The following is a 24727-nucleotide window of genomic DNA, read 5'->3' as shown; positions in this document are numbered from 1 at the left end:
GGGTTGACGACGCGAGTGTTACCGATCCGCTGCTCTCGATGTTGGTTGTGACGTGGCCGGTGTGGCCGTCATTGTTCAGATCAACACCATAAAAGGCCTCGACATCCACGACATTGGCGATGCCGGTCCCGCTAACATATTGCCCCGAGGCATCCGTGGTCCATTCAGCATATGACCCGTTCGCATTTTGCCACAGCACCTTGTAGCCACCGCCCGAAGCTTCGGCCTGAAGCGCCTGCCAGCCCGGCAGGCTGTCTGGCCCAATTGTATTGCCATTATACGTCAGGTTGATGGTACCGTTGATCAGGTACTCACCGCGGGTTGAAGACGCGAGTGTTATCGACCCGCTGGTCTCGATATTGGTTATGGCGTGGCCGGTGTGGCCGTCATTGTTCAGATCAACACCATAGAAAACTTCGACATCGACAACATTGGCGATGGTAACGCCGCTTTGGTATTGCCCCGAAGCATCCGTGGTCCATTCGGCATATGACCCGTTGGTGTTCAGCCACAACACCTTGTAGCCACCGCCCGACGCTTCGGCCTGAAGTGCCTGCCAGCCTGCAAGCGAGTTTTGCCCAATAGACTGGCCACCGTAAATCAAAGCAATGTTCGCACTGCCGCCATCCAGCACATAAAGCCCTTGGCTGGCATGTTGTAGCGTTGTTCCCTGAGTATCGATATCTGAAAGCTGCATTGCAGACTTGATATTCGACCGGGTATACTGCTGTAACCCGTCAAGAAACTGGACCAACTCTACGTCGTCTGCAATGGTGAAAGTTGTGCGCGTGACGACGTCCAAAAACTCGTACAAAACGCCGTTTTCAAAGAATAAATAGTTACTTATCGCGCTGACAAATCTGACAGTGTCTGTGCCGGTTCCACCCGAAAACGTGCCTGCGTTGCTCTGCACAACAGCCAGATCATTGCCCTGGTCCCCAAAGACCTGGTCAGCGCCGGTACCTTGGGCCACAAAAATGATATCGTTGCCTTGGCCGCCATAGATGGTGTTGTTATTGCTTCCGTTGGACAGCGAGTGAATGGTGTCGTTTCCGTCGTTCCCGCGCAAGACGTTCTGAGCGGTATTGCCGACAATAGTATCAGCACCCGATCCGCCAGACGCGTTTTCAATCACAACACCATGCGCGATTGTGAAACCACCTTTTATTCCAGCCGCATGCGAAATCAGCCCACCTCCGGTGACGGAATAGTCCAATGTGGCGGCCCGGAGATCTATGTGTGCGTTCGAACTGCCAACATGTTGTATTGTGTCAATCCCGCCAGTATCCCAAATGGCCTGATAACCAGTTCCTGCGACGTTTGCAGAGGGAAGTGTGTAGGTATTGCCCCCGGAATTATATGAAGTATTCGCCCCATACATGGCCTGCAACGCGGCAATATCCAAAGCCCCAAGCCCCGTTGAACCACCGTACGTTGCGTTAAAGTGTAGCCCCCCGTTTTGTGAAGTCCATCCATCGTTATACGACATCACAGTGTAGACACCCTGATTGAGGCCCGCCGCCCCAAACGAGTCGAATGGCGACGTTACACCGCTCAACACGGTTGTACCCAATCCGGTGTCATGAGGATGCCCCAACCCAAGGGCGTGACCTAATTCATGGACCAAAGTAGTAAAGAAATACCCGCCCGGATCACCGTTTCCGTTGAAAGAAGCAGTCCAGTATGACGTGTTGAACGCGCCATAGGATGTCCCGCTCGATGGCGAATAATGAAATCCGAGAGTTCGCGGGTTTTCAAAGAATGAGGAAGGCGCGAGAACCTCAACCAAGTCAGCGGAACCGGAGGTGACTTCGACAAAAGTAATGTTTGCAACGGCTTCTATTGCGGCCAGCGCCGCACGGAACTCCGCCTTATGCTCTGATGACCAAGCCTGCGTATCAGAGAAATGCCCGAAACTGTAGGAAATCACCGTCGTGGTCGACGGATTCCCGTCACCATATGCATAGGTGCCCTGGATAGAACTGAGCGGAGAACTTACGGACGGTCTCGGGATTGTTGTAACGGTGGCCATTATTCTGTCTTAGAAATTAGGTGTTATTGATTGCGCTGAAGCTGCTCGAACAAAGTGTTCTTTTTGGGGCAAACGCGTACTGGAGTGTCTCCTGCAAACTACATTATCAACGGCTATTCAAGAGTTACATTCTAGAGGAACAGACCCATTTTTATTAAGCGCATACATGAATAAGAATATTTCCAAAAAACCGGTCGGATAGCGTGCATGGGCCGACTTGATACACGCAAAATTGATTTTCATGGCGGTCCATACCTACGACAGTTTTGAGCACCTGTAGTGACAGAAGCAAAGGCGTCCGGATCTTTTCTTTAGTCCCGAGTCGTAATTCTTCTCAGATCCCAAAAGTTTGGTTCGAACAAGGTGCCTTTCGTTCGGGGCTTCGAACCCAAACGCGCGTCTGCACAAAGGGCCCAAATACCCTGAGGGTAAGGCCCAAGCTGTGACGTCCAACACCGCCGCTCATGTGCGAAGCAAAGCCTTGCCATGGGTCAGACCATTCACCTTCTCCAGGATAGCGTCCGCGTCAATGCAATGGTGCCGATAGAGGTCGCCGATTGTCCCTGTCTGACCAAAATGTTCGACCCCCAAAGGGATGGTCTGATGTCCCTGTACGGCACCCAGCCAAGACAATGTCGCGGGGTGTCCGTCAATCACGGTAACCAGCTTGCAGTGGCGCGGCAGACCGGACATCAAAGTTTCGATGTGGGACCGAGCCGCCTGATTGCCGCGCGAACGCGCCCGTTGCGCTGCCGTCCACCCAGCGTTTAGCCGGTCTGCCGAAGTCACCGCCAGCACTCCAATGTCTTTGCGTCCTTCGCCCATCACGCCAGCGGCTTTGATCGCTTCGGGTGCAACGGCCCCCTGATAGGCGATTACGACCTCGCAATTCGGCCCCGGTTTTCGCAACCAGTATGCGCCATCAATAGCACCTTGACGGAACTCATCGTCCACGCGTTTGCCAGGCTGTTCAATCGGGTTTGTCGTCAAGCGCAGATAAACCGAACCGCCTGTTTCGTCACGCAGCCAGGTGCGTTCGTCCGGTTGTCCTTCGCCGTCACGCTGAAGGTAATCAAAGGCCCATTCCATGATCACTGCCAGTTCATCGGCAAAGGCTGGCTCAAAGGCTGCCAGACCGTCCTGACTCATCCCGATCAACGGTGTGCCAATGGATTGATGCGCGCCGCCTTCCGGGGCCAGAGTTATGCCCGAAGGCGTGCCGACCAGCATAAAGCGCGCATCCTGATAACAAGCATAATTGAGCGCATCGAGGCCACGGCTGACAAAGGGGTCATACACAGTACCGATCGGGATAAGCCGCTTGCCGAACAGGGAATGCGAAAGGCCCGCAGCGCCCAATAGCAACATGAGATTCATCTCGGCGATACCAAGTTCGATATGTTGCCCTTCGGGAGTAAATTCCCATTTTGCCGTCGAAGGGATACGGTGTTCAATGAAAGCGTCGGCTTGCTCGGATCGGGCAAACAGTTTGCGCCGGTTTACCCAAGGGCCAAGGTTTGTTGTGCCTGTGACATCAGGGGACGTCGTCAGGATACGCTCGGCCAATTGGCTGTCGCCCTTCGACAAGTCATCCAAAATCTTGCCGAAAGCCATTTGGGTCGAGATTTCGCGGCTTGTGTCGATGTCAATTGATGGAACACCCAGCTTGCCATCGAAATAGCGTCGCGGACCTTTTGCAAAGAAGGGAACTTTCGACAGAAAATCTTTCAACGCCTCTGGGTCCGGCACTGCCGAGAGAGGTTCCCATTCCTTGCCGGCAGGCACGCCCATATGTTCTTGCCACGCGACGAACTGGCTGTTGTTCATCAGTCCGCCGTGGTTGTCCTTGTGGCCCGCAATTGGCGTGCCCCATCCCTTGACAGTGTAGGCCAGGAAACAGGTAGGGCGGTCATGTTCGATTGCATCAAAGGTTTGGGCCATGGTCTCGACGCAGTTGCCGCCGAGGTTTTCCATCAATGCAGCGAGTTCGGCATCTGTGCGCCGTTCGATCAGCGCCGTCACATCCCCCTGATCCCCAAGATCGTCCATGAGGCGCTTTCGCCAAACCTCGCCACCCATGAACGTCAGGGCCGAGTATTCCTGGTTCGAGCAGGCATCAATCCAGTCTCGCAGCCGATCACCGCCAGGTTCCTTGAAGGCCGCGCGCTGCAGGACACCATGCTTCACGCGCACAACATCCCATCCAAAGGCATCAAAGATTTTTTCGATCCGTTCGAACAATCCTTCACGAACGATGCCGTCAAGCGACTGCCGATTGTAGTCGATAATCCACCACGTGTTGCGCAGGCCGTTTTTCCAGCCTTCCTGCAATGCTTCGTATACGTTGCCTTCATCCAGTTCAGCGTCGCCTACAAGCGCCACCATGCGCCCCATCGGGGCATCTGCCCCCCAGTTTTTGGCCTTGACATAGTCCTGAATGATCGAAGCAAACGAGGTGATCGCGACACCCAAACCTACCGAACCTGTCGAGAAGTCGACATCATCGATATCCTTTGTCCGGCTGGGATAACTTTGCACGCCGCCAAACCCGCGAAAGTTTACCATCTTTTCGCGGGTCTGGTTGCCCATGAGGTACTGCATCGCGTGGAAAACCGGTGACGCATGCGGTTTGACCGCAACCCGATCTTCCGGACGCAAAGCCGAAAAGTATAGCGCAGTCATGATCGAAACCATCGACGCGGACGACGCTTGGTGACCACCGACCTTGATCCCATCCACCTTGGGACGGATATGGTTGGCATGGTGGATCATCCAATGCGACAACCACAGCAAACGCTGTTCGACGATTTTCAACAGCTTGGGATCATTCGGCATGGTGGTCTCCGGGTTCATGCGGCACTGCGGGCAGGGTAGGGCAGAGCTTGCTCCAAATCCGCAAGGATGTCATCAACGTCTTCCAGCCCGACGGAAAGACGGATCAGACCGTCGCTGATCCCATGTTCTGCCCGTTCTTCCGCAGTATAAGTCGAATGAGTCATGGATGCCGGGTGCTGGATCAGGGTTTCTGCATCCCCCAAGGACACGGCGCGTTGGATCATGTTCAGGCGGTTCATGAACTCGATGCCACCGGACAGGCCAGACTTGATTTCAAAGGCGATCATGGCCCCCGGCTGCGACATCTGGCGTTGTGCGACATCGTGCTGGGCAAAACTCTCAAGCCCCGGGAAATAAACCTCACTGACGGTAGGGTGTGCCTGAAGGTAATCGGCAACCACCTTGGCGGACGCACAGTGACGATCCAATCGCAGGTTCAGTGTCTTCAACCCACGCAGGATCAGCATTGCGTTAAAAGGTGCCATCACTGCGCCTGTCATGTCTTTCATGCCGACCAGCCGGATCTCAGAAATCTGCTCGGCGGTTCCGACCACAAGACCCGCGACCACATCGCCATGCCCGCCCAGATACTTGGTGGCGGAGTGCAGGACGATATCCGCGCCGTGCTCGATCGGGCGGGTCAGATAGGGGCTGGCATATGTATTGTCGACCACAACATGCGCACCAACAGAATGCGCAATTTCTGAACTGGCAGCGATATCCACCAAGCGCATGTTTGGATTGGCTGGGGTTTCAAAATAGACGACGCGGGTTTTTTCGGAAACAGCGGCTTTCAGATTCGCAGGGTCCGTCATGTCGACATGGGTAATAGTGACACCCCATTTTGCCAGCCCGTGGCGCATGAAAGCGAAAGTGCATCCGTAGAGCGTTTTGTCGACAATGACTTCGTCACCTGGCGACAGCAGGGTCCAAAGTACGGCGGTAATTGCGCCCATCCCGCTGGAGAGAGCGAGCCCGGCCTCGGCACCTTCCAGCACGGCAATGCGCTTTTCAAGAAGGTCACATGTCGGGTTCGATATCCGGCTATAGATATGACCTGCGCGCTCACCGGCAAACATTTCCCCACCAGCCTCTGCGGTTTCGAAGGAGAAAGTTGAGGTCAAGTGGAGGGGCGGGGTCAGCGCACCATCGTTTTCAAACGGGTTGTAGGCATGATGAATGGCGCGAGTGGCAAATCCGGTTGTGCGGGTCACGGTGGGCTCCTGATCTAAGTTGTTATCACTTTGCGCCTTTACTTTGAGCAATAGGTTGCGAATAATGCCAAGGTAAGGATCAATATTGGCATATTATGCTAATAATGGAGAGAAGATGGACGCCAAAGACAGGCAAATCATTCGAGCGTTGCAGCGGGACGGGCGTATGACGAACCAGGATCTTGCTGATGAGGTCAACCTGTCTCCTTCACCGTGTCTGCGGCGGGTCAAAAACCTTGAGGCCAGCGGTGTCATCAAAGGATACAGCGCCGATGTGGACGCTGCCGCATACGGGATGGCGATTACCGTCTTTGTCCGCATCCGGCTTGAGCGGCACAATGAAACAGATGTGCAGAAATTCGAAAAACGCGTTCGGATGATCGATGAAGTTCTAGAATGCCACGTGCTTACCGGCGCAATGGATTACCAGTTGCGGGTATTGGTATCAAACCTCGACGCATACGAGGACTTTATTCGAAACCGAATTCACCCGATCGGCGGAATAGCTTCGATCGACACCAGTTTTGTCTATGGAACAGTCAAGAAAACAGCGGTGTTTCCAGCCTGAGATGGCTTGAGTTCTCGAAAGTGACCCTTAACATTGAGTTCCAGATTGTTAGGATGCAGAAGAACCAGTATCGAGTTTCCGAGACTATGGGTATTTGCCGTTAGAAAATTCGCCTACTGGATACACCTCCACAAAAGCAACATAATCATCATTACACGCATCTTCTGCAAGTCAACCTGCCCGTACACTCTTCTTAAAATACGCCTTAGTTCGAAATCTCAGGGTCGGGTCACGACAAAATCCGGCACGATCGCTGCTTGTTTGATAGCTTCCTCAACATCATGCCCGGCGAAGAATCCAAAATCCGAGACAAGTGCCGAAGCCACTCCGGCATGACGCGCGCCCAGAATGTCAGTATGCAGACTATCACCCACCATCAGAACGCGGGATTTGTCGACAGGCCCAAGTCGCTTAAAAGCAAGATCATAGATATTGCCGAAAGGCTTTCCATAAAACTGCGGGGTTACGCCCGTCCGGTCGGCCAAACGGTGCGCGAAAAGACCGGGTTCTTTGGAAAAGCCGTACTCACGTGGGGCAACGATGTCCGGGTTACCCACCAATACCGGGCGGGGTCGGCTTAGCAATGCCGCCTCCAACATCGCCTGCCGGGTTTCGGTCCAGGCGGCTGACCCGATCATCAGAAAACCATCAACAGTTTCGTAGGGTTGCGGGTCATCCTCCAGATAGGTTAGTTTCAAATCTTCCAAATCGCGAAGCCCGGCGCTGGGTGTCGCCATCAAACCCCAATGCAGCCCATGTTGACCATTCAGCCCGGACAGCAACGTAGCCCGACTGGTAATCACATCCTGCGGCGCGAAGTCATATCCCAGCCTGGTGTATTTCTCCAACAGCGTGGCATGAGGAAACCCTGCGGCATTCGAAACCACCAGGACACGTTTGCCCGCATCCGTCAGTGACTTGATCCGTTCAGGCGTTTCGGGGATTGCTGTTTCTCCGATATTGAGAACCCCGAACGCATCCAGAAGAAATACGTCAAACTCATCCATAATTTCGGAAAGGGTCTCGATACGACGATAGCTCACGTCGTTCGGTTCAATATCTGGAAGGCGGTGCCGGACGGCTTCGTATGCCTTAAAAGCCTCCTGCGCTGAGAATCCGGTCAAATGATCGCTCCTCGTACTTTTGCCGAAACCCATTCGCTGATCATGACCGCAAAAAGAATTACAATCAGGATGAGGCTGACTTGCGGCCACGCCAGAACATTAAGCGAGGCCGAGAGCTGCAACCCGATGCCACCGGCACCAACCAGACCAAGCACTGTAGACTCGCGAATATTGATATCCCAACGAAAGACCGCAATTCCGGCAAAAGCTGGCAGGATTTGCGGAACGATCCCATATGCCATGACTTGCCACCGCGAAGCACCGGTGGCTGTGATCGCCTCGACCTGACCGTGATCAATCTCTTCAATCGCTTCATAAAGAAGTTTAGCGCAGAACCCGATTGAACGGATGGCGATTGCTATGACACCGGCGAACACACCCGGTCCGATGATAGCGATCAATAGCAGCGCCCATATCAGCGAGTTGATTGAGCGGGTCGAGACAATGACCAACAAGGCAATGGGGCGGATGAACAACGCCGACGGGGTAGTATTGCGGGCCGCCAAAAAGGCAACCGGCACGGCCATGCACAGAGCGATGATCGTCCCCAGTGTAGCGATGTTCAGTGTATCCCAGATCGGGCGACCCAGCTGGGTAATATAATCCCATTTCGGAGGTGTTGCGCGGGTCCAGATATCGTTGGCGATACGGGGTGCGTCCCAGACGAAAAACCAGGTTGTCGATTCCGAAATGAGCTGCCAACAGTAGACAAAAACCGCTACTCCCAGAAGCCATCCAAACCAGCGAACCAGGCTTTGGCCGGTCGTCCGCCTGCGCCAGATTCGTGTATCGTCGCGTTCAAGAACCGGCATTACTGAACCCTCGCTCGGATTATTCCGGAAAGGTATTCAAGGGCCATGACGATCCCGATGATAAGGATCAGAATGGCGGCTGCCGTATCATATTCATATCGATCAAACGCGGTGTTGAGTGTCGCGCCAATGCCGCCTGCCCCCACCAGCCCGAGAATAGCGCTTTCCCGGAAATTGATGTCGATCCGGTACATGGAAAGACCCACAAGCCTAGGCATGATCTGAGGCTGAACCCCGTAGTTGATCCATTGCAGCCATCGTGCACCAGAGGCCTGAATCGCCTCAGCCTGAACTTTGTCCATCGCCTCGATATCTTCGGCCAAAAGCTTGGAAAGAAACCCAATGGTTGCGAAAGACAGCGTCAAAAATCCTGCCAGCGGGCCAAAGCCAAAGATGGCCACAAGCAAAATGGCAACGATAATTTCCTGCAATGCCCGGCTTAACGCGACAATGCCGCGGCACATTATGTAGATTGGCAACGGGGCGATATTACGTGCAGCCCCCAATCCAATCGGGATCGAAATCAGGATACCGACAACCGAAGCGGCCACGGTCATTACAATGCTTTCCAGAAGACCGGCCCAGATATCCGACCACCGTGAAATGAAATCCGGGCTGGTAAAGGCAAGGACGAACGCCCATCCCCTGTCCAGTCCCTCATAGACCCTGCCCCAATCAACATCGATGGTCATGAAAGCCGCAATCAGGTAGGCGAAGAACCCAAGTATCAATGCCCTGCGCAGCAACGTGTTTTTGATAAAGGCCGGTTTGCGCCAGCCTTTTCCCAGCATGTCGTCAAGTTCTCGATGGCTCATTCTGCGGCCTCGACATCTTCATCCTCATCCACTTTTTCGATGGTCGCTTCCCAGTCTTCCTCGCCGTAAATCTCGGTCAGCTTTTCCGGGGTGAGCCCTGTTGGAAGACCATCAAACACGATTTCGCCAAAGCGGAGGCCCACGACACGCGGAACGAACATCTGGGCTAGAGCCACGTCATGGATGTTGATGATGGCCGCCAGCCCGCGCTCCTGACACAGCTCGGTGATCAGCCGCATGATCTGTCGACTGGTCTTCGGATCCAGCGACGCGGTCGGTTCATCGACCAGCAACAACTTTGGGTCCTGGATCAGAGCGCGGCAGATACCGACCCTTTGGCGTTGACCACCCGACAACTCGTCCGCGCGTTTGTCAGCCATATGCAACAGCCCCACCCGGTCCAGCAGGCGGAAAGCCTCGTCCACATCCGACTGCGGATACCGCCGCAGAAAGCTGCGCCAGAATCCCACATACCCCAACCTACCGGACAATACGTTTTCCATCACGGTGAGGCGTTCGACCAGGGCATATTCCTGAAAGATCATACCCATTTCGCGGCGTGCTTTCCGCAACGCACCCGACCCGAGTTTGGTCAGGTCCATGTCATCCAGAAGAACACCGCCGCTTGTGGGTTCAACCAAGCGGTTGATGCAACGGATCATGGTCGATTTTCCCGCGCCCGAGGGTCCAATCAGTGCAAGCACCTGCCCTTTGGGTACCTCAAGATCGATGGCCTTCAGTGCCTGATCTCCGGTCTTGTAGGTTTTCGTCAGCTTTTGAAGACGCAGCATAAATTGCCCCCGATTAGGGTGATTAGCGGGCCTTTTCAGGCCCGCTGGATTAAGCAAGACTTATTGGCAGGCGTAGGAGACGCCGTTTGCCGCGTCAATTTTGCGAATGACGTCCCAGAATTCCTGGTAAGTCATCTCAAGAAATTGGCCTTCGTTCGACTTGGAAAACTCCGCTTCAAGCGTCGTCCCTTCCCACTCGAAGTTGAAGAAAGCATTGCGGATTTTCTCCTGCAATTCGGGCGTCAGGTTGTAGACAGTGCCAAATCCGGTGGTTGGGAAGGTCTGCGATTTGTAAATCGTAACAACATCTTCCTCCTTGATCACATCCCGCAAAATCATCCGTGCCTTTACCGAATTTGCAATCGATGCCGCTGGATAGTCCTTGTTCGCCACACCAAGGATCGAGTTGTCGTGCTTTCCCGAATAGACGGGTTCGAAGTCGCGATCGGGCAGAAGATCAAAGTCACTTTTCAGGATCGCCGACGGTGCTTTGAAGCCCGAGTTGGACGTGGGTGACGTGAACGCAAGTTGCTTACCTTTGATATCTTCAACCTTTTCGATGCCCGAGCCTGGGTAGGTGATGATCTCCATTTCATAACCGAAGTTACCGTCTTTTGAGGCCATAATCGTAAACGGTCGGAACCCGGCACAGTTTACTGCCAGTGGGTTGGACCCGGTGTTGAAGCCCGCAATATGCAGACGTCCCGACCGCATCGCCTCAATCTGGGCGGCATTGTTTTGGACCGGAAAAAAGACCACGTCCTTGCCTGTCTCAGCCTTCAGATGCTCTAGAAAGTCTGACCACGCGGTTTTGTATACGGCCGGGTCTTCGACCGGTGTATAGGCAAAAATCAGGGTGTCAGGATCAATTAGCTGGGAAGAATCTGTGGGGATATCCGCAATCAAATCCCCATCGACGTCGCAAAACCGCTCGTCCAGATCACCCCTCGGGCAATCTTGCGCCGAAGCTGTCCCGGAAAGCGACATGAGCGCAATTGCCGATGCCCCAACCAATAATCTGATGTCTATCTTCATGTTTTCCTCCCAGTCATGCGCGGTCATTTTGCAGTCCGCTGTTCGTCATTCATATCAGTGTTTACGGGGCGACGAGAACATCAACCTCGGCACCGTTGATCGCGTTAAGCAACTCTCCTGTTGGTTTCGTGTCGGAAACTATGGAATCCAGTTTGGTCAGGTCTCCGACCTGAGACAGGCCTTTACGACCAAATTTCCCTGAATCGATTAAAAGATGTCGATTTGCTGCGCGCGTCAGCATCATTCTTTTGACAGCCGCAAAGCCGCGCACGGTTTCTGAAGGGCCTTCGACCGAAAAACCTGACGAGCCGATCATGCATCTGTCGACATTGAACCGAGACAGGAATTCCAGCGTTTCGGTTCCAATCGTCGCAGATTCGGTTGCCAGATATTCTCCTGGACAAAGCAGAACCTCGGCAGCCCCATGGCCGAGGGTCATTGCCACCGGGATTGAATTCGTAATCACTGTGCAAGGAGTGCCGAGATAGGCCAATGCACGGGCCATTTCGATTGTGGTCGAACCGGAATCGATCATGACCGTTTCACCATCACGAACCAGTCCCGCCGCGCTGATACCTATGCGTTCGCGCTCCTCAATCCGCGCGTTGGCTCGCTCGTCCAGACCTGGATAATGCCCTTGTGCCGGGGCAGATGCCCCTCCGTGCGCGCGTGCGATCAGGCCGTCATTCGACAGGGCGTCAAAATCCCTGCGCACCGTCTCGTTGGAGACGTTGAAACGCTGGGCCAATTCATTGATGCGAACGTGCGGGCGAAGCTTCAACTCCAGCAGTATTTGCTGGCGCCGGTCGGATTTCTTTACCCTACCCCGTCCCTTTTCAATCGTTTTGGCACGTATTTTCGTTTTGGACATCCAACAACCCAATCAGGTTTCAAACCCCACTTTTGTGGGATTTCGGGCATAATGCAATAATTTTTGTTGCATAACCCTCAGTAGGTTGTGACAATTCGGAAGAGTCCAAAGCGCAAGGCAAGAATGTGTGAATTGAACCGTTTCATAGTGAAAACCCAAGAACCACCGTTAACGACTGAAGGTTATTCTGGGTGCGCTATTGATACCGTGTCATTGAGGGCAGCATGAGCGACGGCAACATAACAGACCAGATTGCAGCACTTCCGATGCGCTGGGACAGGGATGGAAAACTACGCGTTCTGATGGTGACTTCGCGCGATACTGGGCGGTGGGTCATCCCAAAAGGTTGGTTGATGGAAGGAAAGAAACCTTGGCATGCCGCCGAAATTGAAGCTCTGGAAGAAGCAGGTGCAGTCGGGGCAATCTCGAAACAGCCGATTGGCCAATTTTTCTACGACAAGCGCTTTGAGGGCGCGAATAGCGTTCGCTGCCGCGTTACCCTCTATCCCATGGTCGTTGAAAAACTGAAGCGGCGTTGGAAAGAACGGGAAGAACGGAAGCGTCACTGGTTTTCACCGGGGAAAGCGGCAAAGCTGGTGGAAGAAAGAGATCTGTCAAGTTTTCTGAGAAATCTGACGGGCAATCAGAACGCCCAGTCTGTCATTAACAAGCTACGAAAAGCTGGATGAGAAAGCGCCTGACAAAACAAAAGATACTGGTGCACGATAACCAAAGGGAGGAATGATAATGAAAAAACTTACATCCACGGCCGTCGGGTCGCTGATTGCAATAGCCGCATCTGTGTCGGCAGCGCAGGCAGACAAGCTGACACTCTATTGCTCGGCGCAGGAAGACTGGTGCCAACTCATGGCGCGCAGTTTCGAAGATGCAACGGGCATCGACGTCAACATGACGCGTAAGTCGTCAGGCGAAACCTTTGCCCAGATTCGTGCCGAAAGCTCGAACCCGAAAGGAGACGTTTGGTGGGGCGGCACGGGTGATCCGCATTTGCAGGCCGCCGAAGAGGGCCTGACAATGGAATACATGTCGCAAATGCGCGACCAGCTTCATGATTGGGCAATTTCCCAAGCCGAAAGTGCCGGAAACAGAACGATCGGCATTTATTCCGGCGCACTTGGGTATGGCTATAACGCAGACCTGCTGGCGGCCAATAACCTACCCGAACCCGCCTGTTGGAAAGACCTGCTAAAGCCTGAATACAAGGGTCACGTTCAGATGGCCAACCCGAACTCGTCTGGTACGGCCTACACAACGCTGGCCTCGATGGTGCAGATCTTTGGCGAGGATGAAGGTTTTGAGTTCATGAAAGGCCTGCATTCGAATATCAACCAGTATACAAAATCCGGATCTGCACCAATCAAAGCAGCCGGTCGAGGCGAGAACACGATTGGCATCGTCTTCATGCATGATGCGGTAAAGCAGGCTGTATCGGGTTTCCCGATCAAGGTAGTCGCGCCATGCGAGGGTACCGGATACGAAATTGGGTCGATGTCCATTATTGAAGGCGCCCGCAACGAGGAAGAGGCGAAGAAATTCTATGACTGGGCGCTGTCGCCCGAGGCGCAGAACCTTGCTCTTCAGGTCAGCGCGTTTCAGGTGCCATCAAATAAGAGCGCAGAAACGTCGGAAAGCGCGCCTGACATGAGTCAGATCAAGCTGATCGACTATGACTTCAAAAAGTATGGTTCCTCAGACGAACGAAAGCGTCTGTTGCAGAAATGGGACGAAGAGGTTTCGGTTCTGCCGCAGTAAATGGCCAACCATATTACAAAAAAGACCCGTCCGGTTCTGATCTTTTGGGTCATCGCCGGGTGGGTCGGGTTTTGCCTGCTGCCGTGGTATATGGTCGACGGCGGCCTGTGGTCATTCGAATGGCTTTTTGACGGTTACCCGTTTGACGAAGATTATGCCCCCGCTGCATTCCTGATCGCACAGGGTGAGAAGCTTTGGCTTGCCCCACTATTGATCGCTCTGACCTTACCCCTTCTGGTGCTGAAGCGAGCCAAGTCTGACCCGCTCTATGCCCGGGTTCTGATCCTTTCCGGTGCGCTCGGCTTCGGCTGGTTGATCGCACAGGGATTCGGGATTGGCATCAGGGGTTTCAATTTCAATTGGTTGGAAGCCTATTTTGGCGAACTTGGTGATCGCCAATTCGGTATGGGCTATGGCGCAATGATTTGCGCTTCAAGCTTTCTGTTCCTGTTGACCCAAGGCATTGCGGCAAGAGGTGCCATCAACGGTGACGTCTTTGTTGTTAGTGCGATTGGCGGTGTGATTACCATCGTCACCGTCTTTGTTTTTTATCCGATCGCCAAGATGCTGTTCGCTGCCTTCGTCACTGAAGATGGCGCATATTCCATTGCTGTCTTCTTTTCAAAGTTCTTTGATGCCCGGCTTTGGGGGTTGGGGTGTTTTTTTGGTGCCAGGTGTGGCGCGGCATGGAACTCGCTGTTTCTTGCCATCCTGGTTGGCTTCGTCACGACTGCCCTGGGTTTGTGCTTTGCACTGGTCGTGACTCGCTCGGGCTTTCGCTACAAACGCGTGCTGCGGGCTTTGACTGTTCTTCCGATCATTACCCCGCCATTTGTGATTGGCCTCGCGCTGATCCTGCTTTTTGGTCTGTCAGGCTCGGTCACACGGTTCGTCGCCGAGCTGTTCGGCACGCAGCCAACGCGCTGGCTGTACGGAATGCCAGGCATATTCATCGCACAGGCCCTTGCATTCACGCCCATTGCATTCCTCGTTCTTATCGGCGTGGTGGAAGGCGTCTCGCCATCTATGGAGGAAGCGGCCCAGACTCTCCGCGCCAGCAGATGGCAAACGTTCAGGACAGTGTCCCTGCCCCTGATGCGCCCCGGTCTTGCCAATGCATTTCTTTTGGGCTTCATCGAAAGCATGGCCGACTTCGGAAACCCGCTTGTTCTGGGTGGGAATTTCGACGTTCTATCGACCGAGATTTTCTTTGCCATCGTCGGGGCGCAATATGACCAAGGACGGGCCGCCGTTCTGGCCATGGTATTGCTGTTTTTTACTCTTTCGGCCTTTTACGCACAGCGTGTTTGGCTGGGCAAGAAAAGCTATACCACCGTAACAGGCAAAGGCGACGCAGGCGTGCACCCTTTGATGCCTACGGGTCTTTCTGTTCCAGTGCTGGTAATCGCTCTTGGCTGGGCGGTGTTCACGATCATTGTCTATGCAATGATCATCTACGGCAGTGTGGTCGAGCTTTGGGGGGTCAATAACTCCCTGACCCTAAAGCACTACGTCACGGCATTCTCTGTTCGATTTGAAGAAGAGGGCATTCGTTGGACCGGCGCCGCGTGGGACAGCTTCTGGACTACCATAACCATTGCGGCGATTGCTGCGCCTCTGACGGCAGCGGTTGGGTTGGTCACGGCTTACCTATTGACCCGGCAAAGCTTTGCGGGAAAGAACGCTTTCGAGTTTGGGACCATGCTGTCCTTTGCAATCCCCGGTACGGTGATTGGTGTCAGCTATATTCTTGCCTTCAACGTTCCGCCCATCGAGATAACCGGCACAGGCGTTATCCTTGTTATCAGCTTCATATTCCGCAACATGCCGGTTGGGGTCCGTGCGGGCATCGCCAGCATGTCGCAACTTGACCGCAGTCTCGATGAATCCTCGCTGACCCTTGGTGCAAACTCGTGGCAGACATTTCGTCGTGTCATTCTGCCGCTGCTACGTCCCGCGATACTTGCCGCGCTTGTTTACAGTTTTGTCCGCGCGATGACGGCGATCTCGGCTGTGATTTTTCTGGTCAGTGCCGAATACGACATGGCAACCAGCTATATCATCGGGCGGGTCGAGAATAACGACTATGGTCTCGCCATTGCGTATTCGACGACGCTGATCTTCGTGATGTTGGCAGTTGTTGCGTTGATGCAGCTGATCGTTGGCCGCACTCAGATAGGGCGTCGAATGACGCAGTCCCGCACCAATGTTTAGGAGATTTTGACATGAGCCTGCAATCCAAGGCCGCGCCGGTTCGGTTCGAGAACGTGTCGAAAGTGTTCGGCAAAAACGTTGTGGCTGTTGATAACATTAACCTTCATGTCGAAGCGGGAAAACTGGTTACGCTGCTTGGTCCGTCAGGCTGTGGGAAAACAACGACGTTGCGCATGATTGCCGGTTTAGAGATGGCAAGCTCTGGCAAGATTATGATTGGCGACCGTGACGTCACCAATCTGCCCGCAACAGACCGCGACGTATCAATGGTGTTTCAATCATACGCGCTGTTTCCCCACATGAGCGTGCTGGAGAACGTAATGTACGGCCTCACATTCTCGGGCTTTGCCAAGGATGAGGCTCGCAGCCGCGCCTTGCATGGCTTGCAATTGGTAGGGCTCAAGGGGTTCGACAATCGCCTTCCCTCCGAACTCTCGGGTGGTCAGCAACAACGTGTCGCCGTCGCGCGAGCGCTGGTTCTTGAACCACAGGTTCTGCTGTTTGACGAGCCGCTATCCAACCTTGATGCCAAGCTGCGACGCCAGGTGCGCGAGGATATCCGGGCCATTCAGCAAGACCTTGGATTGACGGTTGTCTATGTCACCCACGATCAGGAAGAGGCCCTGGCCGTCTCGGACGAGATTGTTGTGATGCGGAACGCCGCGATCGCTCAGATGGGTACACCTCGCGAGCTTTATGATGCCCCGAATGACCGGTTTGTTGCCGATTTCATAGGCGAGGCAAACCTGCTCAACTGTCAAATCATTGCAACTGACGGTGATACTGCAACGATCGAGATCGAAGGATACCGTCACACTCTGCCGCGTCGGGGTTTGACCAATGGGCCCGCAACCATCGCTGTACGACCCTCGCGCCTTGTGATTGGTTCTGATGACGGCATCGCCGCTACAGTGGCGAAGGCAACCTATGTTGGCGTGCGGATGGAATACACGCTGACCGGCGCATTTGGTCAGGTTTTTGCGGTCCACGATGATGTTGATGCACCGCTTGCACCGGGTACCGAAATCAGGATGGGGTTTGCGGGCAAAGGGCCGGTACTTCTGCCTGACTAGATGCCGAATTTACTGATCATCACTCACCCCGAGGTCGATATTGATCCGGATACCCCCATTACGGAATGGGGTCTGAGCACGACAGGTCGCCGGCGCGCCGCATCCTTTGCCGCCGGTGAAGCTATGGCCAATGTCAGCCATATCTGGGCCAGCAGCGAACGAAAGGCTCGCGACACTGGTGAGATTATGGCCGCGCCCTTGGGGTTGCCTCTAAATATCCACCCGGAACTTGGCGAGAATGATCGGAGTACCACTGGTTTCCTGCCACGGGAAAGGTTCGAGGCGGCCGCCGACGCATTCTTTGCCCAGCCGGACATTAGCTTTCGCGGTTGGGAAACTGCGGCCGACGCGCAGAGGCGCATTCACCGGGCAGTCTTGGAAATCACTCGTGCCCATGGCACCGGAGACCTCGCCATCGTTACACATGGCGCGGTCGGGACATTGTTGTGGTGTGAGCTTTCCGGAAATCCGATTGACCGCCAGTACGATCAACCGTCACAAGGCCATTATTGGCAGGCAAGCCTGACAACTTTGCAACCTAATTCCACTTGGTTGCCAATGGCCTAGGCGTTAAGCCCCCCAAGCGTTCTCTGCGATTTCCAACAAACTTTCAAATACATCTGGTGTGCCGACGATCACGCGCCCACCGTCGCGGATCATCGCGTCGGCGTCTTGATCTTCGACAACACCGCCCGCTTCTGCAACCAACAATTGCCCAGCCAGACAATCCCAGGCGTTCATGTGTTCTTCCACATAACCCAGAAGTCGCCCGGCTGCGACATAGGCCAATGACAATGCACCGCTGGCGTTTCTGTGAAACATGGAACCGCGCTCGATCAGTTCTGCAACCACCGGCACGACGTGGCGAGTTTCGATCCGGTTCGAATACCCCACAGAAACCGTCCCATCCCGAAGAGCAACCCCAGAGGCCACGTGTATCGGTGAACCGTTCAGTGTCGCGCCCTCTCCGCGTGTTGCCACAAAGGTCTCGTCCATATTCGGATCCCGGATCACACCGACCACAGTACGCCCTTCGGTGACACCGGCCAGAACAATCGTCCAAACGGGTATGCCATTGACGAAATTCGTAGTTCCATCAATTGGATCAATCACCCAGTCAAAACCGCTCTTGCCTGTGGCAGCGCCGTGTTCTTCGCCAAATATCCCATCCTGCGGCCAAGCATCCATGATCTTTTGGCGAATGAAGGCTTCGACGTTTTTGTCCGCCTCGCTCACCCAGTCCTGAGCACCTTTTTGATCGATAACCAGATTACTCCTGTCCAAGAAGTATTTCTCGGCCATCACCCCAGCTTCTTCACAGACCGCGATGGCAAAATCTCTGCGTTCCGAAAGACGATTCATGGCCTGTCCTTTTGTGTTTGTGTATCTAAGGCCAACATTGCGGTCCAAGCGGAAGCCTTGCAATGACTGAATTGCAGCACCGTTCATTTCAATTCATGCCGCCTCGAGGTTGCCGAGCAAAATGGACGTCATATCGGCGGTTATCACCCCGTCTATGGCAACAACATCCATTCCAGTCTGATAATCAACGTTGCTTTTTGTAACTCCCGACAAGTCCGCATCTGAATCCAAGAAGACCCATTGAGGTTCATGCGCAGTGGTTTGCCCAACAGCCACCTGCAAAATCGCCAGTGCATCCAGGGCATTGATGGTTCCATCTTGATTGATATCCGCTGCGATCAGGTTTTCCGCATCGGCGGGCCCCCATGTCGGATCGAGGCCAACCGAAATGCGCAACACTTGTAAAGCGTCCATTGCGTCGATCTCTTTGCTTGCCGTCGAATAGTGCTTGATGATGTCCAGTCTTCCGGGGAACGTGCCATCCGGAAGGTCCAAGTCAAATTGTCCCTGATCGTCAGCCGTGACAGATACCGTGCCACCGCCGATCGGAGTGAATCTAATCTCCGCATCCGACAATCCGGGATTTACAGATCGGCTGTCCACTGTGATTGGCCCAAGCACGCCATCCGAACTGTCCGGCTTCAAACCGCCGAAATCACCGAATTCAACCGGAATGTGATCGGGGCCTTCAAACCCGGCCCCGAAAATATCGGTACTGGTCAGCGTTCCGCCCGAAGCGGACTGAACCTGCACCACCTCGCCCCGATACTCTATCCGCGCCCCTTGGGTGGTGCTGGTGAATGTCAGTTGCTGAGGGGACCGCAACAGCAGGTAGTCGAACATGTCCAGACGGTCCACACCCGGTTGAAAATCCGTGATCGTGGTCAGACCGCTGCCCGACTGCATCACGAAAATGTCGGCCCCTGCCCCACCTGACATGGTCGTAGCACCTGTTCCTGCTATCAGTATGTCATCGCCATCGCCACCCATCAGGGTGGTATCCAGAATACTGCCACTCAGCATGTCGTCAAAGGCCGTCCCCGATACTGTTCCAAACCCTTTGTTCACGACCCCAAGATCATCGACAGGAACCGAAATGACAGTGACTCCAGCGTCTTGTTGCGACGTAACCAGAATCTGCAACTCATTGCCGACGTGAGCAAGGCTCAGCGATTCGACATTCTGCAATCCACTACTCAAAGTGTCGGCGAAACTGTCCAGATAGACCAACTGGCCTTCCGGTGTCAGCGTGAACAATGTAAGCCCATCGTCGCCGCCACCCGCCACGACGAATACGCGCCCGTTGATGTCCACGACTTCAAGGTCCTGCACGGATTCAAAGCGGGTCGTGTGCGAATCCAGAATATGGTCTGTGGCGCTCAGGCTGCCGTCAGCTTTCAATTGAAGCACACTGAGCGAGTCGCTGCCTGCGCCCGCCACGATCACCCAGGGCTTGCCGTAGGCATCGATCGTTTCGACGGCTGTCGGAGTCGAGATTCCAAGGGTTCCCATGGCTGAACTGTTGTCAATCTCGGTCAACTGACCGGAAATGCTGTCGATCCGATAAGTTGAGACTGTATTGCTGGCCGCATCACTTGAGATCAGGAAATGGTCTGTTCCTGCGCGCAGCGTCTGCATCGCGTCTCCAGAGCCAGCAACAAGACCAGCAAGGCTCAGCGTTCCATCTGGATTAACAAGATATGTCCCGATTTGACCCGTTTCTTCATGAGCCATTGCCAGAACATCCATGGGTCCGATCGACACTTGAACAATCGCCGAGATATCTCCTCCTCCTGCCAGAGATCCGGTTTCCGTAAGGCTGTCCAGGGTGCCATCCACGTTCAGGTCATATCCGACCAACCCGACCGCCATATTCACATCCAGTACAAGTTGTTCGGATCCCGCCAGCGTTATCGGTGTGCCACTGCGACCAACGTGAAACGTGATTGTGCCGCTGTAATATTCCGTGTCGACCAGTTGCGGTAACGCGCCCTCGACCAGCCTCCAGACCGCGACGCCGCCACCCGGTCCGGTGACGGTATAAAGATACGTGGTTCCGTTAAACGTTTTTAAAGCCGTATCGCCGATACCTGAATCGAGCGCCGCGCTCCCCGTTGCCACCACACCTTCGAATTGAAGCATCACAGCCACACCTCCATCGCCACCCCTGGCCTTGACCAAAAGATGACCTGATGCACGGACCGAAACAAAAGCGGAATTGTGGTGAAAACGAGAAGTTCGGTTTCAGATTAACTCAATTTTTCACTTTCGATCGCAACAGTAACCAGTGGGAAAGACAGATGAGCCAGCCGTTATCAGCGCGATCTGTCTTCCATTTCGGTGATCGCGGAAACCACATGTGAGGGTAAGATGACCAAAGCACCAGAGTTCAACAACCGTCCGGCGGCTGAACCTTCGGAAACGGACCGCAAGCAACACATTCGCCAGTGGATCGATGGAAAACTTGGCCGCTGGGCAGGGCGCGGCGCGGCCGGCGGGTTGATTTCAACTTTGATGGCCTTGCCCGCGTTATCACAAGCCACAATCGAAGAACTGTATGCTTTCCAGTTCGCGGAAACCATTCCAGGCGTTCGCTCGGTCAAGTTGATGAAGAATGGCGATGTTCTTCTAAAAATGGCCGATGGCCGGACAATGATCGTGGCAGCTGAAAACGTCCAGATCCTGGACAGCGGTGCCATCATGATCGCTGAGAACGCGGTTCAGGAGATTGCCCAGTTCAGCGCCGTGGAAGCAGGTGTTTCCGCGGGTGCGTCCGCAGGCGGCATCAGTGGTGCCGGCGCGGCGTTGGGCGGATTGGGCCTGGCAGGGGCGGCTGCGGCCGCAGGAGGTGGCGGCGGTGGCGGTGAAGACAGCCCCGTCGTATCCGAACCCACCCCGACTTACACAAGCCTCAACCTCGCCGAGCTGCAATCCACAGCACTGAACAACGTCAGCACCAACGCCATCGCTCCCGAAGGGACTGCGACCATCGAAGTCACAATAGGGTCACTGGTGAAAACCGTGACACCCAACCCCGATGGCAGCTGGAGCATCTCTCTGACAGCAGCCGAAGCCAGCGGGCTTCCACAGGGTGTGTCGACGGTGACCATCAGGAACCTGGATGGGTCGGGGGCCGAGCTGTCGACACAATCCGTTCAGTTTGACATCGATACGGTCCCGCCAAGCCTGTCGATCACCGGGTTTTCTGACGGGCCGGTACTCAACCTGACAGAGCAGGCCACCGATCTGACGGTCACCGGTGTAACTGATACTGAAGACGGGCAAATCGTAACGGTTTCACTGAACGGGCAAAGCTATTCCGGTACGGTTTCCGGAGGACAGTGGAGCGTAACCGTCCCGGCGGCTGACCTTAGCGCCTTGCCTGACGGCGCAATCGTAAATGTCACCGCAGACGTGACTGACGCGGCTGGAAACCCGGCCGCACAGGCCAGCGGAAGCTTTGATACGGATTTCACCGCGCCAAGTGTTTCTCTGGATCCTGTTGCGGGTGGATCAATTGACCTGATTGATGTGGCTGGTGACTTAACCTTAACGGGTTCCACCACGGCCGAGGACGGGCAAACCATCATCGTCACGTTCGACGGGCAGGTGTACACCGGCACTGCGACAGGCGGAAACTGGACTGTCACGATCCCCAATTCTGACCTCAGCGGTCTGTCCACCGGAACACCTGCTGCAATTGTTGTGGCGGTCGAGGATATCGCAGGCAACCCGGCCGTGCCGATTCTTGTTACTGTACCAGTAGACCTGACCGGCCCCTCAATTTCGATATCTCCGCTTTCCGTCGGCGCAGTTCTCAACGCCGCTGAAGCTGCGGCAAGCTTGGCTATAAGCGGGACAACCGCCAATGTCGAAGATGGCCAGCAAGTCACCATCACACTGGATGGTCAAACATATACCTCGACAGTGACGGGCGGAACATGGACTGTAACTGTCCCAGCCGGTGATCTGGCATCTTTGGCCGACGGAGGCAGCTTTCAGATCACCGCAGATGTCAGCGACGCAAACGGGCTGACAGCCCCTCAGGCTGATGTGACACTTTCGAAAGATGTCACAGGACCGACCCTCAGCATCGACACGTTCTCGACCGGCGCATTCATGAATGCTGCCGAACAAGCGGTGGACCTGACAATATCGGGCGCAACGTCGGCCGAAGATGGCCAAGTTGTGACCGTCACTTTGAGCGGTCAAATTTACACTGCTACAGCCACCGGAGGGTCTTGGAGCACAGTTGTCCCCGCTGCCGACCTTGCGGCCCTCTCTGATGCTGCCACCGTGGCGGTAACGGCGGATGTCTCCGACGCCGCAGGAAATCCGGCGTCACAGGCCAGCAACAGTTTCACGACCGATTTCACACCCCCTACCCTGGGAATAACCAGTATTTCTGACGGCACTGTCATGAACGCTGCTGAGCAAGGTACCGACCTGATTGTCTCGGGAACCTCTGACGCTCAGGATGGAACGGTCATTACTGTGGAGATCGCGCGCGCAGACGGAACTGTAGATGTAAGCGGTACAGCAACGGTAACCGGTGGTGTCTGGACCTATACCGCAACAGTTGCCGAACTTTCAGGCCTCCAGGACGCAAGTACCTATAATGTCACGGCTTCTGTTTCAGACACTGCTGGGAATGGCAACCAAATCTCGACGAGTTTCACAACCGATTTTACAGCGCCAGCAATCACGATCGACAGTTTGCCGGTTGGCTCCGTATTGGATGTAATGGAACAAGCTACAGACCTGACAATTTCAGGCACGACGACCTCGGAAGATGGTCAAATAGTCTCTGTCACGTTTGGCGGGCAAACCTATACAGGTGTTGCATCGGGTGGAACCTGGGCGATAACTGTGCCAGCCAGCGACCTGGGTGCGCTTTCCGATGGAACAAACTACACCATCACCGCAACAGTTGACGATATCGCTGGCAACAGCGCAGTAGCGGCAAGCAGTTCGGTAACAACGGACTTTCGGCCAGTTCTGATGCTGGACGATGTCGGCGTGAACAACGCAGTGGCCCTTGCTGATGCCAAGGCGTCAGGCATTACTGTCAGCGGTTCCTCTGCCGGGCTTTCAAACGGCCAGATTGTAGATGTTTTGCTGAACGGCAGTTCCGTCGGCAGCGCGACAGTAACCGCGGACGGATCCTGGACACTGGCTGTTGCGTCGTCAGATTTCGCCGCCATAGAAGCTGGGGATGCCCTGACTATATCAGCCCAGGCAACCGTTGCAGGGGGACCAGATCCCTTACCTGTATCGGATCAGGCGGTTGCTCATGAGCCAGCTGCCTACGTGCTCTCAGAGGTCGGGCGCAGTGGATCAACCGTTACATTTGCCATTTATGCTGATGCTAATCGTGACATCTCTGGTGGCTTGGCTTTTACAGCGGAGCTTGAGTTTGACTCATCTGTCGCCACTTTCGACATCGGATCAGACACGGAACACAGCGCGTTTGATTTGTTCCTGGCAAACCCAGGCACAGGTGACATCATCAACTTCGCTGGGGCGGCGACTGTTTTTTCCGATTTGTCTCAGCCTCTTGTCACCTTCACGATGACGGTACAGGACGCTGCTCAACCCATTGAGTTAACGATCAAAACACCTGAAGGTGGCCCTGTTGCAGTTCAGTTTGGCACCAATGGCAATGACATCCTCACCGCGGCAAACACGGATACAATCATTCGTGGCGGTGGTGGCGATGACAGCATTGACATCACCGAAGCCGGGCGGGACGTCGTTGTCTTTGAAGCCGACCCGAACAACAATGGCGTAGACAGCATAACCGGTTTCACAATTGGGCCCGCAGCAGATGTAACCGACGCTCTGATGTTCAGCGGACTGAATGTCGCTACGCTCCGAGGTGATGGCACGGGTTTTGAGCTTCTTACTGTCGGTGACACATTAGGCACAGACACTGGATTTGTAGGCCTCGATACCGTTCTTGCAGACCTCAATGCCGTTACACTCGAAACGGCTGTAGAGAGCCTTGCCGGAGCAATTGCAGGTGACGCGCTCTATGTGATGGCAACGGACGGAACGGACAGTGTCCTGATCAAAGTTGATTTCGTGACACCTGGCGATGCCAACGTCGAGACCCTCGCCACTTTCCATGGCCTCGCCGATCTCAGCGGCTTGACAGCCGACAACATCATACACACCGACCCAACCGGTGCGACGGCCTGAGCCAGCT

General features: G+C 54.6%; 17 protein-coding genes and 3 pseudogenes. 9 read left to right on the top strand and 11 right to left on the bottom strand.

The window, feature by feature from the left end:
- The 3 genes from ACR0AD_RS11970 to ACR0AD_RS11960 all read right to left on the bottom strand — a co-directional run.
- The coding region (locus tag ACR0AD_RS11970) for a M10 family metallopeptidase C-terminal domain-containing protein (protein ID WP_480487512.1) at positions 1-2032 on the bottom strand (2032 nt) is incomplete at its 3' end.
- Between the two features lie 462 nt (positions 2033-2494).
- The gene (locus ACR0AD_RS11965; protein WP_480487516.1) at positions 2495-4867 is read right to left on the bottom strand and encodes a 1-deoxy-D-xylulose-5-phosphate synthase N-terminal domain-containing protein; all 2373 of its coding nucleotides are present in this window, start codon (positions 4865-4867) and stop codon (positions 2495-2497) included.
- A 14-nt stretch (positions 4868-4881) separates the two neighbouring features.
- Positions 4882-6081 (bottom strand): methionine gamma-lyase, encoded by a 1200-nt coding sequence (locus ACR0AD_RS11960; RefSeq protein ID WP_480487510.1) that lies wholly within the window; start codon positions 6079-6081, stop codon positions 4882-4884.
- A 115-nt stretch (positions 6082-6196) separates the two neighbouring features.
- Between ACR0AD_RS11960 and ACR0AD_RS11955 the strand changes: the two genes are divergently transcribed.
- Complete coding sequence (locus tag ACR0AD_RS11955; protein WP_480487508.1) at positions 6197-6649, top strand: Lrp/AsnC family transcriptional regulator; 453 nt, start codon at positions 6197-6199, stop codon at positions 6647-6649.
- 218 nt (positions 6650-6867) lie between these two features.
- Here ACR0AD_RS11955 and ACR0AD_RS11950 read toward each other — a convergent pair whose 3' ends face one another.
- From ACR0AD_RS11950 to ACR0AD_RS11925, 6 genes are all read right to left on the bottom strand, one after another.
- Positions 6868-7806 carry an HAD-IIA family hydrolase gene (locus ACR0AD_RS11950; protein ID WP_480487507.1) on the bottom strand — a complete coding sequence of 313 codons (939 nt, stop codon included), beginning with the start codon at positions 7804-7806 and terminating at the stop codon, positions 6868-6870.
- Positions 7770-8585 (bottom strand): phosphonate ABC transporter, permease protein PhnE, encoded by an 816-nt coding sequence (phnE, locus tag ACR0AD_RS11945; RefSeq protein ID WP_480487505.1) that lies wholly within the window; start codon positions 8583-8585, stop codon positions 7770-7772. Before phnE (ACR0AD_RS11945) ends, ACR0AD_RS11950 begins: the two co-directional genes overlap by 37 nt.
- Positions 8585-9400 carry a phosphonate ABC transporter, permease protein PhnE gene (phnE, locus tag ACR0AD_RS11940; RefSeq protein ID WP_209507091.1) on the bottom strand — a complete coding sequence of 272 codons (816 nt, stop codon included), beginning with the start codon at positions 9398-9400 and terminating at the stop codon, positions 8585-8587. The genes phnE (ACR0AD_RS11945) and phnE (ACR0AD_RS11940) overlap by 1 nt, the downstream gene beginning before the upstream one ends.
- Positions 9397-10191, bottom strand: coding sequence for a phosphonate ABC transporter ATP-binding protein (phnC, locus tag ACR0AD_RS11935; RefSeq protein ID WP_480487503.1), 795 nt, complete (start codon positions 10189-10191; stop codon positions 9397-9399). Before phnC ends, phnE (ACR0AD_RS11940) begins: the two co-directional genes overlap by 4 nt.
- 60 nt (positions 10192-10251) lie before the next feature.
- Positions 10252-11226 carry a phosphate/phosphite/phosphonate ABC transporter substrate-binding protein gene (phnD, locus tag ACR0AD_RS11930; RefSeq protein ID WP_480483730.1) on the bottom strand — a complete coding sequence of 325 codons (975 nt, stop codon included), beginning with the start codon at positions 11224-11226 and terminating at the stop codon, positions 10252-10254.
- Between the two features lie 61 nt (positions 11227-11287).
- Positions 11288-12097, bottom strand: coding sequence for a DeoR/GlpR family DNA-binding transcription regulator (locus tag ACR0AD_RS11925; RefSeq protein ID WP_480487502.1), 810 nt, complete (start codon positions 12095-12097; stop codon positions 11288-11290).
- 224 nt (positions 12098-12321) lie between these two features.
- Between ACR0AD_RS11925 and ACR0AD_RS11920 the strand changes: the two genes are divergently transcribed.
- From ACR0AD_RS11920 to ACR0AD_RS11900, 5 genes are read left to right on the top strand one after another with little or no spacing between them, the layout of a single operon-like run.
- A complete protein-coding gene (locus ACR0AD_RS11920) occupies positions 12322-12786 on the top strand; it encodes an NUDIX hydrolase (protein ID WP_480487500.1) in 465 nt (154 codons plus the stop codon).
- Positions 12787-12844: 58 nt separating this feature from the next.
- Complete coding sequence (locus ACR0AD_RS11915) at positions 12845-13870, top strand: ABC transporter substrate-binding protein (RefSeq protein WP_480483727.1); 1026 nt, start codon at positions 12845-12847, stop codon at positions 13868-13870.
- Complete coding sequence (locus ACR0AD_RS11910) at positions 13871-16084, top strand: ABC transporter permease (protein ID WP_480487498.1); 2214 nt, start codon at positions 13871-13873, stop codon at positions 16082-16084.
- An 11-nt stretch (positions 16085-16095) separates the two neighbouring features.
- Positions 16096-17157, top strand: coding sequence for an ABC transporter ATP-binding protein (locus tag ACR0AD_RS11905; protein WP_480487496.1), 1062 nt, complete (start codon positions 16096-16098; stop codon positions 17155-17157).
- A complete protein-coding gene (locus tag ACR0AD_RS11900) occupies positions 17158-17724 on the top strand; it encodes a histidine phosphatase family protein (RefSeq protein WP_480487494.1) in 567 nt (188 codons plus the stop codon).
- Between the two features lie 3 nt (positions 17725-17727).
- On the opposite strand, the gene ACR0AD_RS11895 is transcribed toward ACR0AD_RS11900, so the two are convergent.
- Positions 17728-18519 (bottom strand): inositol monophosphatase family protein, encoded by a 792-nt coding sequence (locus ACR0AD_RS11895; protein ID WP_480487492.1) that lies wholly within the window; start codon positions 18517-18519, stop codon positions 17728-17730.
- A gap of 93 nt (positions 18520-18612) precedes the next feature.
- Positions 18613-20661: a dockerin type I domain-containing protein gene (locus ACR0AD_RS11890; RefSeq protein ID WP_480487490.1), complete on the bottom strand. Its 2049-nt coding sequence runs from the start codon at positions 20659-20661 to the stop codon at positions 18613-18615.
- 228 nt (positions 20662-20889) lie between these two features.
- Between ACR0AD_RS11890 and ACR0AD_RS11885 the strand changes: the two are divergent.
- The 3 pseudogenes from ACR0AD_RS11885 to ACR0AD_RS11875 all read left to right on the top strand — a co-directional run.
- Positions 20890-23187 (top strand): annotated as a pseudogene (locus tag ACR0AD_RS11885) (Ig-like domain-containing protein); the annotation flags it as partial.
- Positions 23182-23493 (top strand): annotated as a pseudogene (locus ACR0AD_RS11880) (Ig-like domain-containing protein); the annotation flags it as partial. The pseudogenes ACR0AD_RS11885 and ACR0AD_RS11880, both read left to right, overlap by 6 nt.
- Positions 23494-23502: 9 nt before the next feature.
- Positions 23503-24720, top strand: a pseudogene (locus ACR0AD_RS11875) (adhesin); the annotation flags it as partial.
- Positions 24721-24727: the final 7 nt, after the last annotated feature.

The organism is Ruegeria sp. BH8 (assembly GCF_056538065.1).
Note: the sequence above shows the minus strand (reverse complement) of the source record. Positions and strands in the feature narration are given on the sequence as shown.